General features: G+C 38.8%; 13 protein-coding genes. All 13 read left to right on the top strand.

Annotation, left to right across the window (positions count from 1 at the left end; translation table 11 throughout):
- Nucleotides 1–129: 129 nt before the first annotated feature.
- The 13 genes from ligA (at nucleotide 130) to ACFCTO_RS04685 (ending at nucleotide 16,521) form a co-directional block, all read left to right on the top strand.
- Nucleotides 130–2,121, top strand: a complete 1,992-nt coding sequence (gene ligA, locus ACFCTO_RS04745) for an NAD-dependent DNA ligase LigA (protein ID WP_499876462.1) — start codon at nucleotides 130–132, stop codon at nucleotides 2,119–2,121.
- 473 nt (nucleotides 2,122–2,594) lie between these two features.
- Nucleotides 2,595–3,839, top strand: coding sequence for an AAA family ATPase (locus ACFCTO_RS04740; RefSeq protein ID WP_302485114.1), 1,245 nt, complete (start codon nucleotides 2,595–2,597; stop codon nucleotides 3,837–3,839).
- 5 nt (nucleotides 3,840–3,844) lie between these two features.
- The gene (locus tag ACFCTO_RS04735) at nucleotides 3,845–4,501 is read left to right on the top strand and encodes an HNH endonuclease (RefSeq protein WP_302485113.1); all 657 of its coding nucleotides are present in this window, start codon (nucleotides 3,845–3,847) and stop codon (nucleotides 4,499–4,501) included.
- Between the two features lie 250 nt (nucleotides 4,502–4,751).
- The gene (wbaP, locus tag ACFCTO_RS04730; protein ID WP_499876461.1) at nucleotides 4,752–6,197 is read left to right on the top strand and encodes an undecaprenyl-phosphate galactose phosphotransferase WbaP; all 1,446 of its coding nucleotides are present in this window, start codon (nucleotides 4,752–4,754) and stop codon (nucleotides 6,195–6,197) included.
- Between the two features lie 370 nt (nucleotides 6,198–6,567).
- Nucleotides 6,568–7,440, top strand: a complete 873-nt coding sequence (locus ACFCTO_RS04725; protein ID WP_302485111.1) for a glycosyltransferase family 2 protein — start codon at nucleotides 6,568–6,570, stop codon at nucleotides 7,438–7,440.
- Between the two features lie 24 nt (nucleotides 7,441–7,464).
- Nucleotides 7,465–8,418: a glycosyltransferase gene (locus ACFCTO_RS04720; RefSeq protein ID WP_499876460.1), complete on the top strand. Its 954-nt coding sequence runs from the start codon at nucleotides 7,465–7,467 to the stop codon at nucleotides 8,416–8,418.
- A 22-nt stretch (nucleotides 8,419–8,440) separates the two neighbouring features.
- Entirely contained in the window at nucleotides 8,441–9,286 is an 846-nt protein-coding gene (locus ACFCTO_RS04715) for a glycosyltransferase (RefSeq protein WP_303148811.1), read from the top strand.
- Between the two features lie 8 nt (nucleotides 9,287–9,294).
- Nucleotides 9,295–10,074, top strand: coding sequence for an ABC transporter permease (locus ACFCTO_RS04710; protein ID WP_302485108.1), 780 nt, complete (start codon nucleotides 9,295–9,297; stop codon nucleotides 10,072–10,074).
- Nucleotides 10,075–10,091: 17 nt separating this feature from the next.
- Nucleotides 10,092–10,829: an ABC transporter ATP-binding protein gene (locus tag ACFCTO_RS04705; protein WP_302485107.1), complete on the top strand. Its 738-nt coding sequence runs from the start codon at nucleotides 10,092–10,094 to the stop codon at nucleotides 10,827–10,829.
- A gap of 17 nt (nucleotides 10,830–10,846) precedes the next feature.
- Nucleotides 10,847–13,339 (top strand): glycosyltransferase family 4 protein, encoded by a 2,493-nt coding sequence (locus tag ACFCTO_RS04700; RefSeq protein ID WP_303148817.1) that lies wholly within the window; start codon nucleotides 10,847–10,849, stop codon nucleotides 13,337–13,339.
- Between the two features lie 40 nt (nucleotides 13,340–13,379).
- A complete protein-coding gene (locus ACFCTO_RS04695) occupies nucleotides 13,380–15,131 on the top strand; it encodes a glycosyltransferase family 61 protein (RefSeq protein WP_303148820.1) in 1,752 nt (583 codons plus the stop codon).
- The gene (locus tag ACFCTO_RS04690) at nucleotides 15,132–16,115 is read left to right on the top strand and encodes a glycosyltransferase family 2 protein (RefSeq protein ID WP_302485104.1); all 984 of its coding nucleotides are present in this window, start codon (nucleotides 15,132–15,134) and stop codon (nucleotides 16,113–16,115) included.
- Entirely contained in the window at nucleotides 16,108–16,521 is a 414-nt protein-coding gene (locus ACFCTO_RS04685; RefSeq protein WP_302485103.1) for a sugar 3,4-ketoisomerase, read from the top strand. Before ACFCTO_RS04690 ends, ACFCTO_RS04685 begins: the two co-directional genes overlap by 8 nt.
- Nucleotides 16,522–16,525 lie beyond the last annotated feature (4 nt).

Raw genomic sequence — 16,525 nt, 5'->3', positions numbered from 1 at the left:
TCTCGGCTCGTAAAAATGCCCTGGCCGGGCCTTCGTAGGGGTCGCCACGTGGGCGACCCGCCACAGAACTTGTGATGAGATTCTTTGCAGGACGAATGGAAACGATTTTCATGAATGAAGGAGAAACCCATGGATACTGAAAAAGCGCGGCTCTTGGAGCTGCGGAAAAAAATAGATGAATTGAGTTATCAATATTACACCCTCGACAAGCCGACAGTGACTGATTATGAATACGATATGATGTACCGGGAACTGGAAAACATCGAAAAAGCCCACCCCGACTGGGTCACGCCCGATTCGCCGACGCAGCGCGTAGGCTCCAAGATTTCCGGCGGCTTTGAAAAATATACCCATGACCGGCCCATGCTCAGCCTGGGCGACGTCTTCAGCGACGACGAATTGCGGGAATTCGACCAGCGCGTCCGCGATGACCTGGGCGGTGAAGATTTGGAATACGTCGTCGAACTGAAAATAGACGGCCTGGCAGTCAACCTCATTTATGAACAGGGCCAGTTCATCCGCGGCGTCACCCGCGGCGACGGCGTCGTCGGCGAAGACATTACCAACAACGTCCGGACCATCCGCACCATTCCCCTGCACATCGCCAGCGATTCGCCGCACATCGAGATCCGCGGCGAAGTCTACATGCCCATCACGTCGTTTGAAGCCTTGAACCAGCAGCGCCGCGATGACGAACTGGAACCCTTTGCCAATCCCCGCAACGCCGCCGCCGGCTCACTGCGCCAGCTCGACCCGCGTATTACGGCCCAGCGCAAACTGGCTTTCTTTGCCTACGCCTTGGGCGGAAACAGCGGCATCACCATCGAGAGCCAGGAAGAACTGCTCCAGGATTTGGCCCAGTTCCATTTCCAGGTCAATCCGGAATACCGCAAGTTCACGAACATCGAAGAAGTCATCGCCTTCATCCACAGTTGGGACGACCGCCGCGACAGCCTGCCTTATGCGACGGACGGCATGGTCGTCAAAGTCAACTCCTTCGCCCAGCAGGCCCGCTTGGGCAATACTGTCAAGATTCCCCGCTGGGCCATTGCCTATAAATTCCCGCCCGAACAGGCGCGGACGAAAGTCCTGGACATTTCCGTCAGCCTCGGCCGGACGGGCGTCCTGACGCCGGCAGCCGACCTCGAACCGGTCCACCTGGCCGGGACGACAGTCAAACGGGCGACGCTGCACAATGAGGATTACATCAAAGAAAAAGACATCCGCATAGGCGATACTGTCGTCATCCAGAAGGCCGGCGAAATCATCCCCGAAGTCGTCCGCTCCCTGCCGGAACTGCGCGACGGCTCGGAAAAAGTCTTCGCCATGCCGACGACTTGTCCTGCCTGCGGCAGCCCTGTCGTCCGCCGCGATGGGGAAGCGGCCTGGCGCTGTACCAATCCGGATTGCCCGGCCGTCATCGGTGAAAAAATCGCCCATTTCGTCTCCCGCGATGCCATGAACATCGACGGCCTGGGCGACGCCATCGTCCAGCAGCTCCTGGCACAGCATCTGATCCACGACGTAGCCGACATCTACGGCCTGACTAAAGAAGAACTGGTCGACCTCGAAGGCTTTGGCGACAAATCGGCAGACAACCTGCTCAAAGCCATCGAAACGAGCAAATCCGTCGGCTTGGCCCGGGTCCTCTTTGCCCTGGGCATCCGCTTCGTCGGCGCCAAAGCCGGCCGCGTCCTGGCCGAATCCTTCGGTTCCGTCGACGCCCTCATGAAAGCCAATGCCGACGACCTGACGGCCATCGACGACATCGGACCGCGCATTGCCGACAGCATCGTAGCCTACTTCAGCGACGCCAAGAACCAGGCCCTTATCGAAAAACTACGCGCTCACGGCGTCGATATGACGGCAGAAAAGAAAACACTCATCAATACGACCTTTGATGGCGAAATCGTCGTCCTCACCGGCAAATTGCAGATGTTCAGCCGCAAAGAAGCCGAACAGGCCGTTGAAGCACGAGGCGGTAAATGCACGTCATCGGTCACCAAAAAGACGACCCTCGTCGTCGTCGGAGCCGACCCGGGCAGCAAATACGAAAAAGCCAAGAAACTGGGGACCCCCATCATCAGCGAAGCCGAATTCAAAGAATGGCTCGAACGCTAAATAAGCCACCTCTCAGTCAGCAGAGCTGCCAGCTCCCCTATAAAGGGAGCCTTAAGCCTCTCCTCATAGGCCCTTTTTGGCCCGTCAGGTGCTGACCATAGGAAAGCGTAGGGCGGTTGCCAAAACGGAGAGCCGAGCTAGAGGTGGCCCGAAGGAACGGAGAGGTTGCTTGTGTTTTCGCAGTCCGCAGGTTGCAGTTCGCAGGCCGCCGCGGAATCAGATGCCGCGGCGCGGCAACAGACTCAAACTGACAACGACGCCTCGAGTAACCCTCAGCGCGTAGCGGGCCGCCCTGTGGGACGGCCCCTACGGATGCTGCTGCGCGGCGACAAACTCAAACTGACCACATTGCCTCGAGTACCCCTTGGCTCGTAAAAATAGCCCCGCTCGGGGCTGTCGTAGGGGTCGCCACGTGGGCGACCCGCTACAGAACCAGTGACTGCATCCATCACAGACCTAATGGAGATGATTTTATGAACCAACATTTTATTACACAAATACATATTGATAAAGTACGGCACTTACAGAATATCACCATTCCATTATCAGAAACGACTTGCAAACACCTGATTCTGACCGGGAAAAATGGCAGTGGCAAAACCAGTGTCATGGAAGCGTTGAAGGCCTATTTGTCTATATATACAGAAGATAGTGGTACTGTTAATGAATTTAATTGGCAAAATAGGCGCATGTTGGAGAACCAGCAGAAAATTAAATCATTAATGCCTCTAGATTCTCAGTACAAAATGGTTTCAGAAGAATTAAAGAAATCTCAAGAGTATATCAATCGTTTTTATCAAGGCGTTACTGCTCAGTTTAACGACAAGGAGAGTATGCAGTCCAGGGTATACATGGGCAAATACATTTTTGCCTATTATGAAGCGGAACGAGGATATACCGCACATAATGAGAAAAATGTATCCAAAGTGGATTTAAAGGAAAGGTATACTATCCAGGAACATCCAGGCCAGGAGTTCGTAAAATACATTTTGAATTTGAAAACAGTAGGGGCCATGGCGGAAGTTGGTGGGCAAAAAGAAAGAGCTGAAGAAATCAAAGAATGGTTTCAACGATTTGACCACGTTTTACAAATCATATTTGATGCGCCGCAAGCTCATCTGGACTTTGACATTGAAACCTTTGAATTTCATATCGTCGTGCCTGGCAGAGAACCGTTTACCTTCGACACTCTTTCCAGTGGCTATGCAGCCGTTTTAGATATCGTCGTTGATTTGATGATGCGGATGGAAAAGAAAGCGGGAAAACGTTATGGTTTGGAAGGCGTCGTCTTGATTGATGAAATCGAAGCACATCTGCATTTAGAGCTACAGAAAAAAATTATGCCGATATTGACGGGCATTTTCCCCAATATCCAGTTCATCGTGACGACACACTCTCCGTTCATTTTGAATTCTATCGAGAATACCGTTATTTATGATTTGGCAAATCATATGCTGGTTAATACTCCAGAAGGCCTTTCAAATATTCCTTATGATGGAATTGTAGAAGGCTATTTCAAAGCTTCGGTACTTTCTGATGAGCTACAGAAAAAATATGAAAGATATAAACAACTGGCTTGCAAACAGGAACTAACCGATGATGATTATGAAGAAATTGCTAATTTGGAATATTATCTTGATGAAATTCCTGACTATCTTGGGTTAGATTTTATGGCAGATTATAAAAAGCTCAAATTGGAATTATCGCAGAAGGAGTAAGTACAATGGTAAAATGTGATAAATCTCCGGTGGCACCAGCTTCTTTAAAAGTTGAAAAATTGAAGGGCGAAAACGGCTCGTATCGTGGAGAAGATGTCGTAGAACAATTGAAGACTGATTTTCATGATAAATGCTATATTTGTGAATTGAAAGGGTTACAAGACCCTGAAATTGAACACTTGATCCCTCATAAAGGAAATCTTGATTTGAAATTTGATTGGGATAACCTTTTTTGGAGCTGTGGTCATTGCAATAGCATCAAAAATCAAAGAAAATATGATGGCAAGATTATTAATTGTTGTCAGGAAGACCCGGAATTGCATATTCAATTTCTTTATACTGAAGATAATATAGATGTCAAGCCTTTAGATGACCATGAAGAAACGCAAATGACAGCTCAACTAGTTGATGAAGTATTTAATTTAAGAAATACCGGGATGAGGGTTATCAAGTCAGCCCAGCGAATGAAAGCCTTACAGCGAGAAATGAATATATTTTTCAATGAATTGAAGCGTTATCAAGAAAATAAATCGGAAACTAATAAACGAAGAGTGGTTGTTCGATTGAAACGAAGCGCGGCGTTTGCAGCTTTCAAACGCTCGTATATCAGAAATAAAGATGAATATGCCGAATTTCAAGAATATGTGAGTCTTATGCAATAGAAAGGATTGACTATCTCTTTGGGGAAGTCTATATCACCTGGAACGTTGGAAAAGTGGACAGATATTTAAATTTTCGTTATAATTAAAATCGTAGATGTCTGCATGGGAAGAGTGGCTTATATGCCATTTTCTGCCTTTGGGCAAGATCCCTATTTCTTTTAGCTAACGACGTAAAAAAGGGCTTGTCATCGTTTGACAAGCCCTTTTACTATGACCCTATTATCAGGGGAGAATCAGAGGAGGAGCTGTTTTGGAGACGCTATCGACGAAAGGGTCTATTTCTATTAAAAATAAATACAGTAATGAGCTCCTGCCAATTGTTTTAGTTATTGCCGATTATATCGCTATCTGGCTGGCCGAGTATACATCTTATGGACTGCGGGATTTTCTCGTTCCCGAAACGCATTTTCATCTTTCCTGGCTCAGTATCCATGTCATCGTGCCGGTCGTATACATCCTTTTTTTACAACTACATCATTTGTATACGCGGCGTATGCAGTTCTGGCAGGTCATTTCCGGCCTTTTTAAATCTGTCTTTTATGCCGTAGCCTTACTGATTTTTTTCATCTACATCGCCCAGACGGCAGCTTCGACGTCGCGGCTCTTTGTGGCCTTATTGTGGTTGACCTCTTTCTTTTTCTTGATAGCCGAACGATACATCGTCAAACATATCCTGGGGCATTTCAAACTGCTCCAGCTGCCGGTCCTCATCATGGGAGCCGGTAAGACAGCAGCCATCGTATTGGATTATTTTAAGCACGATACGGGCGTCAGCTATGATTTCATCGGCTATCTGGAAGACTATACGCCAGAAGTGAAGGTAGCGGCCATGATGCCGCATTTAGGCCGTTTTGAAGATGCCGAAGATGTCATCCGCCAGACCGGTGTCCAGCACGTCATGGTCATTGCACCGGGCCTCAGTAACGACGCTGTCCAGGACATCGTCTATCGCGTCCAGCCCTTGGTCAAGAAAGTCGCCTTTATCCCCGATATGGGCAGCTTGCCGTTGGCGACGCTCGATACGGAAAGCCTCATCGACGGCCATATCGTTTCCTTCAGCTTCCGAAACAACCTGGCTCTCTGGTACAATCGGGCTGTTAAACGCGTCTTTGATGTCATCTGTACCAGCCTGGGGATTATCTGTCTTTCGCCGTTCTTTTTGGCCATCGCACTGTGGATCTATAAAGACTCGCCCGGGCCTATCATCTTTAAGCACCGCCGCGTCGGCCGGAACGGCAAAGAATTCAACTGCTATAAATTCCGCAGCATGTGTGTCGATGCCGACGTCAAACTGAAAGAACTCTTGGCACGGGACCCACAGGCCCGGAAAGAATGGGAAACGGAATTCAAACTGAAAAATGACCCGCGCATCACCAAGAGCGGGGCCTTCCTGCGCAAGACCAGCTTAGACGAATTGCCGCAGCTGTTCAACGTCCTCAAAGGCGAAATGAGCCTCGTCGGGCCACGGCCCATCATCCAGGATGAAGTCCCGAAATACGGCCCGTATATCAAGGATTTCTACATGGTCCGCCCTGGCGTCACCGGCATGTGGCAGACCAGCGGCCGCAGCGATACGACCTATGAAGAACGCGTCCAAATGGATACCTGGTATGTCCGCAACTGGAACGTCTGGTTCGACATCGTCCTAATCTGGCGCACCATCGCCGTCGTCCTGAAACACAAAGGAGCGTATTAACGATAAGCCTCCCCTACAAAGAAATCCTTAAGCCTCTCCTCATAGGCCCTTTTTGGTCCGTCAGGTGCTGACCACAGGGAAGCGCATGGCGGTTGCCAAAACGGAGAGCCGAGCTAGAGGTGGCCCGAAGGGCCGGAGAGATTGCTCTTGATTTCGCAGGCCGCAGGCCGCCTCGGAATCAGATACCGGTGTGTGGCAACAAACTCAAACTGACAACGACATTCCAGAAAGCCGCCAGCATGTGAAAATAACCTCTCTTGGCCGGGGACTTGCAGAATAGTTACGTAGCAAAAAAGCAAAAAATATGGTAAAATAAAGAGTCTTTTCATATCGAAATATAGAATGCATTTAACATATGGAGACTGATGTGATGATAAGTAAAAGAAAAATTGAAGTAGTGATTCCTACTTATAATGGTGGTAAAAAGTTTTATCAAGTGGCTGAGATGCTAAAGCAGCAGGTTGGCATTACGCCCAATGATGTTTTGATTATTGACTCTTCTTCTAGTGATCAAACTGTACAGGTTGCTAGAAATGCTGGTTTCCGCGTACAGATCATCAATAAAAAAGATTTTGGACATGGAAAAACGCGGCGCATGGCCGCTGAACAGTCGACTGCCGAGTATATCGTTTTCATGACTCAGGATGCTATTCCGGCTTCGAACGATTCCATCATTCAATTGTGTAAGCCCTTAATGGAAAATCAGAATATTGGCGTTACTTATGGAAGGCAACTTCCAACTCCCGAAGCAGGCGCCATTGGGAATCACGCAAGATTATTTAACTATCCAGCACACAGCCAAATGAAGACAAAAGCTGATATCCCTGTATTAGGAATTAAAACTATTTTTTGTTCAGATTCTTTTGCGGCATACAATAGGAATACATTGTTAGCTGCGGGTAATTTCCAGAATGTATCTTTTGGGGAAGATACATTAATGGCTGATAAAATTATTCATATGGACTATGCGGTATATTATAATAAAGACGCATGCGTTTATCATTCACATTATTTGACATTGAGAGAAGAATTTAAACGTAGTATTTTTATAGGCAGATTACATCGCCAGAACCATACCGTGTTTGATTCTTATGGAAGAATTTCAGGTGAGGGAATGCGCTTTGTTAAATCGGAGATGTATATGTTGATTTCTCAAAATCAAATTAAATTATTACCCAATGCATTATTTCACACTTTTTTAAAATTTTTAGGCTATCAATTAGGTAAAAGCGGGATGTACTAGTGTTATATTAAAGGAGCAATGAACGTGTCGGATTCGATTTTGGTTACAGTGGCTATGGCAATATACAGACCTAATATAGAGTGGTTAAAAGAAGAACTGTCATCTATTGCTGCACAAACATATAAACATTTTCAAGTATATGCTTGGAATGACGACCCTAATGATGAGTACGACTATGATTTTTTGTTTTTTCAATATTTGAAGGATATTCCGTTCAGAATATATCATGGTTCACAAAATTTGGGGTCAAATAAAGTTTTCGAAAAATTGACAATACTAGCTAAAACGCCTTATATTGCATACTGTGATCAGGATGATGTGTGGTTGCCAGAAAAGTTATCTGTTTTGTTGCATTTATTTGATGATGAAAATGTCACATTAGCGTGTAGCGATATGTATGTTATAGATGAAAATTCAAAGGTCGTATCTAATAGTATAACTAAAATTCGCCCACGACAAATTTTATACTCTGGGCCTGATATGATAGCACATCTTTTAGCTAAAAATTTTATTACAGGATGCACTATGATGATGAAGACAGAAATAGCGAGGAAAGCAATTCCATTTCCCCGATTCTTTTTTCATGATTGGTGGCTTGCTTCATTTGCAGCACTATTGGGAAAAATTAGAATTTCAGATAGACCGTTAATGAATTACAGAGTTTATGAAGGGAATCAGTCAAAACCTTTGGCGAGAATCCATTCTAAAGCAGAATATCTTGAGAAATACATCATACCATATCGACAGTTTATAGAGTTAGTATCACGGTATTTTGCCGGAGATAAGCGACTTCAGCCATATAAAAGATGGAGTGAGGTTCGTATCTCCTATTTTCAGCGTCCAACATGGAAAAATGCCAGTTATTTATGGAAAAGAAAAGATTGGGCTCCTTCTACGACAAAACTAGAATTGCTTTTACCATTTATTCCGTCATTTATTTTTTCACTTTTTTTACGAAAAATTCAATCATCACAATAGTTTAAAGAATAGAAAGGGAATTATGAATGTAAAGTTAGCAGGTGTCGTCATTTTATATCATCCAGATGCTGATGTATGGCATAATATTCAAAGTTATATCTCATCAGTGGAGAAGCTGTACGTTATAGATAATACAGAATGTCCCGACTCATCGATTATCGCCCTATTAAAAAGTGAGCCTAAAATACAATACATTGCATTTTGCGAAAACAAAGGGATTGCATACGCCCTGAATTATGCACTGACAAAAGCGCAGTCTGATGGATATACGTTTTTATTGACGATGGATCAGGATAGTTCGTTTACGCAAAATAATATATCTGCTTATGTAAAAAGGATCAGAGAATCCGAAAGCGCTATCAATACGATTATTTCCTATGCCATTAACTATGGCCCTTTAGACAAATCTAAATTAGAAAATCAAATTATTACATATTACATCACATCGGGATCTGTACTCAATGTTGATAAAGCTATTGCTTTAGGTATGTTTGATGAGAATTTATTTATTGACCAGGTTGATAGTGAATTTGCCTATCGTGCCAGAGTAAAAAAGCAGAAGATTATTACTTTTTTTGATATCTACATGCATCATCAGTTGGGAAATACGAAATGGTATCATGTAGGTGCGTATCAGTTTGCTGTTTTGAATCATAGTCCGGTACGAAAATATTATATTTTTCGTAACCTAATATATGTAATGAGAAAATATCCGTTTCTAAAACATGCTTATTGTAAATATATTATTAAAGAATTTATCAAGGTTCTTTTTTTTGAAAAAGATAAATGGAAAAAACTAAGATATATTTTTTTTGCTTTTCATGATGCTCATAATGGAAAATATGGGAAATGTACAATTAATGGTTGAGGTGGATTATGAACTGGATTTTGAAAAATAATTTATTTAAATATAAATGGCTGTTAGAGGAACTAGTGATTCGTGATTTAAAAATCAAATATCGTCGGTCTGTTCTGGGCTATTTATGGAGTGTATTAAACCCGTTATTAATGATGCTGGTATTAACTGTCGTATTTTCTACAGTTTTCCGTTTTGATATTCCTAATTATCCCGTATATTTATTGACTGGGCAATTATTATTTAATTTTTATAGTGAATCAACGACGATGGCGATGGATTCTATATTAAGTGGAGCTGCACTTATAAAAAAAGTATACCTTCCTAAATATATTTTTCCTTTATCCAGAGTATTATCCACGTTTACAACGTTGCTGTTTTCATTATTGGCATTGTTTATTGTCATGATAGTTACCAGTACAAGTTTCCATATTACGTTGATTTTATTACCTGTAGTTTTCTTATATATGTTGATTTTCTCATTAGGCGTCAGCTTAATATTAGCCGTGTCGGTTGTATATTTCCGAGATATTAAACATCTGTACGGGGTGTTTTTATCCGCATTGAACTTTTTGACACCTATTTTTTATCCCACATCTATTTTACCAGAATGGTTAAAGTCATGGATGATTTTTAACCCATTGTATGATTATATTGAATTTCTAAGAGACATATTGCTTTACGGGAGATGGCCAACATGGGAAGAAAATTTACTATGTATTGCCTGTTCAATTGGATTCTTAGCAGTTGGCATGTGGGTTTTTGAAAAGCACCAAAAGAATTTTATACTTTATATTTGATTTAAGTGAGGATAATCATGGAAAATGCAGTAGAAATAAAAGATATATCTATGCGCTTTAACTTAGCAAAAGAACGCGTGGATAATATAAAAGAATGGGTTGTTAGAAAATTAAAAGGGAAGGGTGTATCGTTCGATGAATTTTGGGCGTTAAAAGATATTTCTCTAACTATCCCCAAAGGAGATTCGTTTGCTCTGATTGGGTCAAACGGCAGTGGTAAAAGTACCTTATTAAAAATTATTAGTGGTGTATTGACGCCTACTTGCGGCACCGTAACATTAAATGGTAGTCTTGCTCCCCTCATTGAATTAGGGGCTGGATTTGATATGGATCTCAGTGGTAGAGAAAATGTATTCCTGAACGGGGCTATTCTCGGATATAGCAAAAGAATGATGGAAGAAAAATATGATGAAATTATGGATTTTAGTGAATTAAGAGATTTTGAAGATGTACCTGTAAAAAATTATTCAAGTGGTATGATGGCACGACTGGGATTTTCCATTGCTACATTGGTAAAACCGGACATCTTGATTGTTGATGAAATTTTATCTGTTGGAGACCATGCTTTTCAGGAAAAGTGTTCAAAAAGAATGGAAGAAATGATGAGTGGAGGAACGACTGTCATTTTAGTTTCCCATGATGAATCAATGGTAAAAAAAATCTGTCGTCATGCTGCCTGGATTAACAAGGGGCATTTAATGTTTGTAGGAGATAGTGAAATAGCAGTAAATCATTATCTTTCTAGTATTGGATAATTGATAAGGAGCTTCTAATGTTTGAGAAAATCAAAAAAATAAAAAAGTTATCTATTTATAATCCACAAGCTGTGACTGCATTAATAGTATTTTTATCAGGGCCGCGAACGAAAATTCGTAAACTTATTATCATTTCTTTTAATGCCCTTTATCATGCAGGTAAACTCGCAAAAAAATGGAAGCATCGTAATAATATAAATTTATTAAATACTAATAATAATATAAAATGGCCAGCAGTTTGTACACCATCGCAGCATGCAGTAGCTGTTATTATTGCTGAGTTATCAATTCCTCAATGCAGAATGTATCGTGTTGATATCAAAAAAGAAATTTTAGAATCTTTAGGATATACAGTTTTCGTTACTTCATGGCAAAATAGTGTTGAGTCTATTAAATATATGCAATTGGCAGATTTTGTTATTTTTTATAGAGTCCCTTTCTTTGAAATTGTAAAAGAATACTATAGTGAAGCTAACCGATTAAATATAAAAAAAATCTATGATGTTGATGATCTTATATTTGATGCTCCATTATATGAAAAATATTTAAAACAGTCTAACATGAAATTGAACCATGAGTTAAAAGAACTTTTGAATGGAGCTCAATTGTATCGGCAAGCAATAATTCATGCAGATATTTTTTTAGCAAGTACAGAGGCATTAAAAAAAGTATATGATAAAATGCAATTACAGAAGAATTCGTACGTACTTCCTAATGGTTTAGCTAAAGAAATTCTTGACATCCGCAAAAATCAAAAAATAAGACCCTTTACGAATAAAATTCGAATTTTTTATGGGGCTGGCAGCAAGACTCATGATGCTGATTTTGAAGTAATTACTCGTCCAGTTGCTAAAATTTTGCATGATTATAAAAATGTAGAATTGTATATTATTGGACAATTAGAATTAAATCCTATTTTTGATACGTATAAAAAGCAGATTCATCGTATATCGAGATTATCTTCAAAAAATTATTTTAATGAAATTAGTCAGTATGATATTGCATTGATGCCCCTTACTCATACCTTTTTTAATGAATGTAAAAGTAATATTAAATATATAGAAGCATCAATATTGAATATTCCCTCAGTTGCTTCTGATATATATGAATTTCGTCATGCAATTGAAGATGGGGAAAATGGCTTTTTAGCCTCGACAGAAGAAGAATGGTATGCAAAAATTAGACAGTTAATTTTGGATAGTGATTTAAGAAAAAAGATTGCACAAAAAGCTTTTGAAAGATGCCAAAATCTTTATGGGCTTGACCAGCAAAAAAATATCTTTCAGAATTTATTGAAACATGAATGCCCTTTGGTGAAATCTGAAAATAAACTTAAAGTTCTCCAAGTTAATTTATATTATGGGGTGACATCGATTGGTGGAGCAACAGTAGTTGTGGAGAATCTTGCGAAGGAAATGGCAAAACTTGATAACAGTAATTTGGATGTAACTGTGTTTACTACTCACTCTATAGATATAGCTGGCATTGGAGCTTTGAGAAAATACGAATATGAAGGGGTTACAGTGTATTCCTGTGCATCTCAAGTTGAAGAAGGTACAGCTATAGAAAATTCAGTGATCTCCCGGTGTTTTGATGATGTAGTTGAAACAATAAAACCAGATATTGTACACTTTCATGCGGTTCAAGGATTTGGTTATGGATTGAGCAAAATTTGCATTAAAAAACATATCCCCTATGTGATGACGCTACATGATAGTTGGTCTTTTTGCCCGAAACTTTTTATGGTTAACGAAAATGGTGAGCATTGCATAAAGGATGGTACTTCTGTTGACATATGTGAAGAACATTGTCATTTTGAAGCTGATTGGATAGCGACTAGAAGAAATTATCTTTATGAAATGTTAAAGTTAGCTTCTCAACTATATGTACCATCGTTTTATGCATCTGAACAAATGACAAAATTATATCCTGAATTTCAATTTGTAGTGAATAAAAATGGAATTGAAGAATTTAGTGGTAAATCTACAAAATCAAAACGAAATAAATTACGATTCCTATTTGTAGCAGGAGAAGCTGAAGTAAAAGGGTTTAACCTAATTTACAAAGCTCTAATGGAATTGTTAGGCTATGATTGGGAACTTGTTCTTCTTATGCCATCTGGATCGCCAAAAACGAAATGGCCTAAAAATCGGATTAAAATTTTAGGTCGTCAAAATAGAGAACGAATGAAACAGCTCTATAAAAATGTAGATGTATTATTATTCCCCTCACTTGGGTATGAAAGTTTTGGACTTACTGTTAGAGAAGCTATTAGTTCTGATTGCTTTGTTATTGTCAGTGATTGTGGTGGCCCTGCTGAAGCTGTTGTAGACGGAGAAAATGGCATAATCGTTCCTAGAGGAAATTTAGAAGCCTTGAAAAATGCCATTGAAGAAGTTTTACAAAATCCTAGTAAATATATTAATTATAAGACTCAAAATTACGGAGATATTAGGAGTTACAAGGAACAGGCTGAGGAGTTGATTGGACTGTATAAGAAAATAAATTAATTAGTAATTCAATAACTGTTTAAAGCTTGGGGTGAATTAGTTGAGACAATATGCACTTTATTCATTATTTAAATTTTTTCATAAGATGCATCTTACTTTGTTTTCGGAAGTGGTAGCATATTATATTATTAAATTAACGAACTTGTTTGATAATAATTATTATAGATGTCAAAGAGAAGATCTTTTTCACATTGATAAACCATTATGGCACTTTGTAAGACATGGATATAAAGAAGGATTATCTCCTTGTCCTCTTTTCGACTGTAAATTTTATACATCTAAATATCCAGATATAAATTGTACTTTTATTAATCCGTTTATTCATTTTATATTGTTTGGAGATAAAGAATATCGAATTCCCCATCCTCTCTTTGATACATTCTTTGTTTATAAAAAATATTCTCAATCTATACCTAAAGGCCAAACATCATTGGAATATTATGTAAATATCGGGATAAAAGAAGGAAAAATATGTTCTCCAATTTTGGCAGAGTCCTTATATGTAGGAGATTCCGTGTTTATTAATCCATCTGTCTTTGAAAACCAAGAGTGTCGGATACAATTAAATAAAATAAGGGAAAATCTAAACAAAAATAATATAACAGAAGCCGTGGATTTATTTGAAGTGTTGACTAAAGAATCTGTATATATCAGTCAAATGAAGAAAAAAGTTGTTAAAATCGATTCTGCATATAATCACGGGAAAACATTATACCAGAAAAATAACAATCATAATGGACCGATTAACAGTTCTTTTAATTATCCTAAAGAATATATAAACTTTTATCAAGATGTTAGTGTTATAGGTGGATCACGTTATATATACACGGATAATATAATATTTCATGATGAATTATTCGAATTTACTTCTTCAGACTATGGTGTAAAAAGGTGGCAAATATTAGAAAGAGTATATGACAATGAGGAAACAAAGGGACTATTGTTTAATGTCACTGAAAAAAAGAACAATGTAATAGACAAAGGCATATTAATATCATGTGATCATGACAACAACTATTTTCATTGGTTAAATGAAACTTTGCCGATGGTTATCTTCGCACTAGAACATGGGAATTTTTATAAGGATTTTCCTTTATTGATACCTAAAAAAGTTCATTATAATTTTAAATGTGCATTACATGTGCTATTATCCAAATTGAAAAATAATAGGCAAATAATTGAATTAGAAGAAAATGAAATGTATAAAGTGAAAGAGCTTATCTTACCTTCGGATTTATCGCGAATATTAGACAGATATCATGGAGCTACAAAAATAGGTACTGATATCATACTCAATCCAATTTATATAAAAAAAGTCAAAAAATTATTACAACTCTCAACGAATTCCTTGACTCCATTCCGGAAAATCTATTTAACGCGGAGAAGTGGAACATATCGAAAAGTTTTAAACGAGGAGCAAATTGAGATTTGCATGCTGAAAAGAGGCTATGAGGTCATCGATTTAGCAGGAGTATCATTTGAATATCAACAGACAATTTTTGCTCAAGCTAAGATAGTTATATCACCTACTGGGGCTACTATGACAAATATGATTCTTTCTCCGAAAAATTCTGTATATGTTGTTCTTTTTTCAAATCATCCACAAGAATTACCGCAAATATATAATGGGCGTAATGTCGATTTATGGAGTCAATTGGCTGATATTTGTAATATTCGTTTAATTGAGTTTTTTGGACACCGAGCATATCATCGTGAAGATTTACATGATGATTTTGTCATTGATATTCCCAAACTAGAAAAACTACTGGATAGATTGGAGGAAAATAGTTAGATGTTACCAGAGATATCTGTTGTTTTAACAACTTATAACCAAGAAAAATTCATAAAAAAAGCAATAGATAGTATTTTAAACCAATCATTTAATGATTTTGAATTAATTATCGTTGATGATGGCTCAATAGACAGTACAAGAAGAAAAATTGACCAATACTCAGATTCTAGAATAAAAAAGGTATTTAAGCAAAATGAAGGACCAAGTAGTGCTTCTAATGTTGGAATTACATTAGCGGAGGGAAAATGGATTGCATTAATGTCAGGAGATGACATTTCTTTACCAGAGCGATTACAGGTTCAATATGAGTTTGTAAATTCATTTGGTCATAAGATTTGCTTTGGCCTTCCTACAATAATTGATGGGGAGGGGAATATTATTCCAGATGAAGATTTTCCTGTATTTTTTACGAAACAGCCTTGCTTAAAGGGCGAAGTGTTCAAAAGGTTATTTGAAAAAGGAAATTATTTTTGTGCGCCTACGGCATTTTTTCAAAAGGATATTCTTGAAGAAAAGGATCCATTTCTTTTTCCATCATTACAACTTCAGGATTTCATATGTTGGTTAAATTTATCAAAAAAATATGATATGCCAATTATTAATAAGCGATTAATAAAATATCGAAGGCATTCTAATAATATTTCATCTAAAAATAACGATGGCCGTGTGGCATTTGAAATGAGGATGATTTATGAAAATATATTGGATAACATGTCCTGGGGGCAGCTTCATGAAATCTTCCCTAATCAATTTTCTATTGCATCGATGAATGATAAAAAATGTTTTGAGATTGAAAAAGCTTTCTTGCTCATGAAACAATCTATAAGATCTATTCACGAAGTAGGTTGTGAAAAAATTTGGGATTATCTGAATGATGATGCCATGCGCCAGATACTCAGTATAAGATACAATTTTAGTTGTCTTGATTTTTTTATGGAAACTGGTAAATTCAATATAACTGAGGAGAATGAAAAAAATGACTGATTATAAAAAAGTGAAATTATTGAAATTTAAGATTCACGGAGATAGTAGGGGGGGGCTAATAGCTTTAGAGGAATATAATGATATACCTTTTAATATTAAGAGAGTATATTACATATTTGATACCAAGGATAATGTCATTAGAGGAAAACATGCACATAAGTCATTAGAGCAGGTTCTTATTTGTGTTCATGGGAGGTGTAAAGTATTATTAGATGATGGTATTGAGCGTAAAACTGTTACATTAGATAGACCAGACAAGGGATTATATATTTCCAATGCCATTTGGAGAGAAATGTTTGATTTTACTGATGGTGCGGTTTTATTGGTCTTAGCTTCAAAGTTATACGATGAATCCGATTATATACGACAATACGATGAGTTTTTAAAATTTATACAAAAAAGATAATTTT

It is taken from the genome of Megasphaera indica, assembly GCF_046614755.1.
GTDB classification, from domain to species: Bacteria; Bacillota; Negativicutes; order Veillonellales; family Megasphaeraceae; genus Megasphaera; species Megasphaera intestinihominis.
This window is presented reverse-complemented; position numbering and strand designations above follow the sequence as displayed.

What these genes read in the sequence shown, in the direction of transcription:
- ligA (WP_499876462.1), top strand. Translation starts at nt 130, where the DNA reads ATGGATACTGAAAAAGCGCGGCTCTTGGAGCTGCGGAAAAAAATAGAT.
- ACFCTO_RS04740 (WP_302485114.1), top strand. Translation starts at nt 2,595, where the DNA reads ATGAACCAACATTTTATTACACAAATACATATTGATAAAGTACGGCAC.
- ACFCTO_RS04735 (WP_302485113.1), top strand. Translation starts at nt 3,845, where the DNA reads ATGGTAAAATGTGATAAATCTCCGGTGGCACCAGCTTCTTTAAAAGTT.
- ACFCTO_RS04725 (WP_302485111.1), top strand. Translation starts at nt 6,568, where the DNA reads ATGATAAGTAAAAGAAAAATTGAAGTAGTGATTCCTACTTATAATGGT.
- ACFCTO_RS04715 (WP_303148811.1), top strand. Translation starts at nt 8,441, where the DNA reads ATGAATGTAAAGTTAGCAGGTGTCGTCATTTTATATCATCCAGATGCT.
- ACFCTO_RS04710 (WP_302485108.1), top strand. Translation starts at nt 9,295, where the DNA reads ATGAACTGGATTTTGAAAAATAATTTATTTAAATATAAATGGCTGTTA.
- ACFCTO_RS04705 (WP_302485107.1), top strand. Translation starts at nt 10,092, where the DNA reads ATGGAAAATGCAGTAGAAATAAAAGATATATCTATGCGCTTTAACTTA.
- ACFCTO_RS04700 (WP_303148817.1), top strand. Translation starts at nt 10,847, where the DNA reads ATGTTTGAGAAAATCAAAAAAATAAAAAAGTTATCTATTTATAATCCA.
- ACFCTO_RS04690 (WP_302485104.1), top strand. Translation starts at nt 15,132, where the DNA reads ATGTTACCAGAGATATCTGTTGTTTTAACAACTTATAACCAAGAAAAA.
- ACFCTO_RS04685 (WP_302485103.1), top strand. Translation starts at nt 16,108, where the DNA reads ATGACTGATTATAAAAAAGTGAAATTATTGAAATTTAAGATTCACGGA.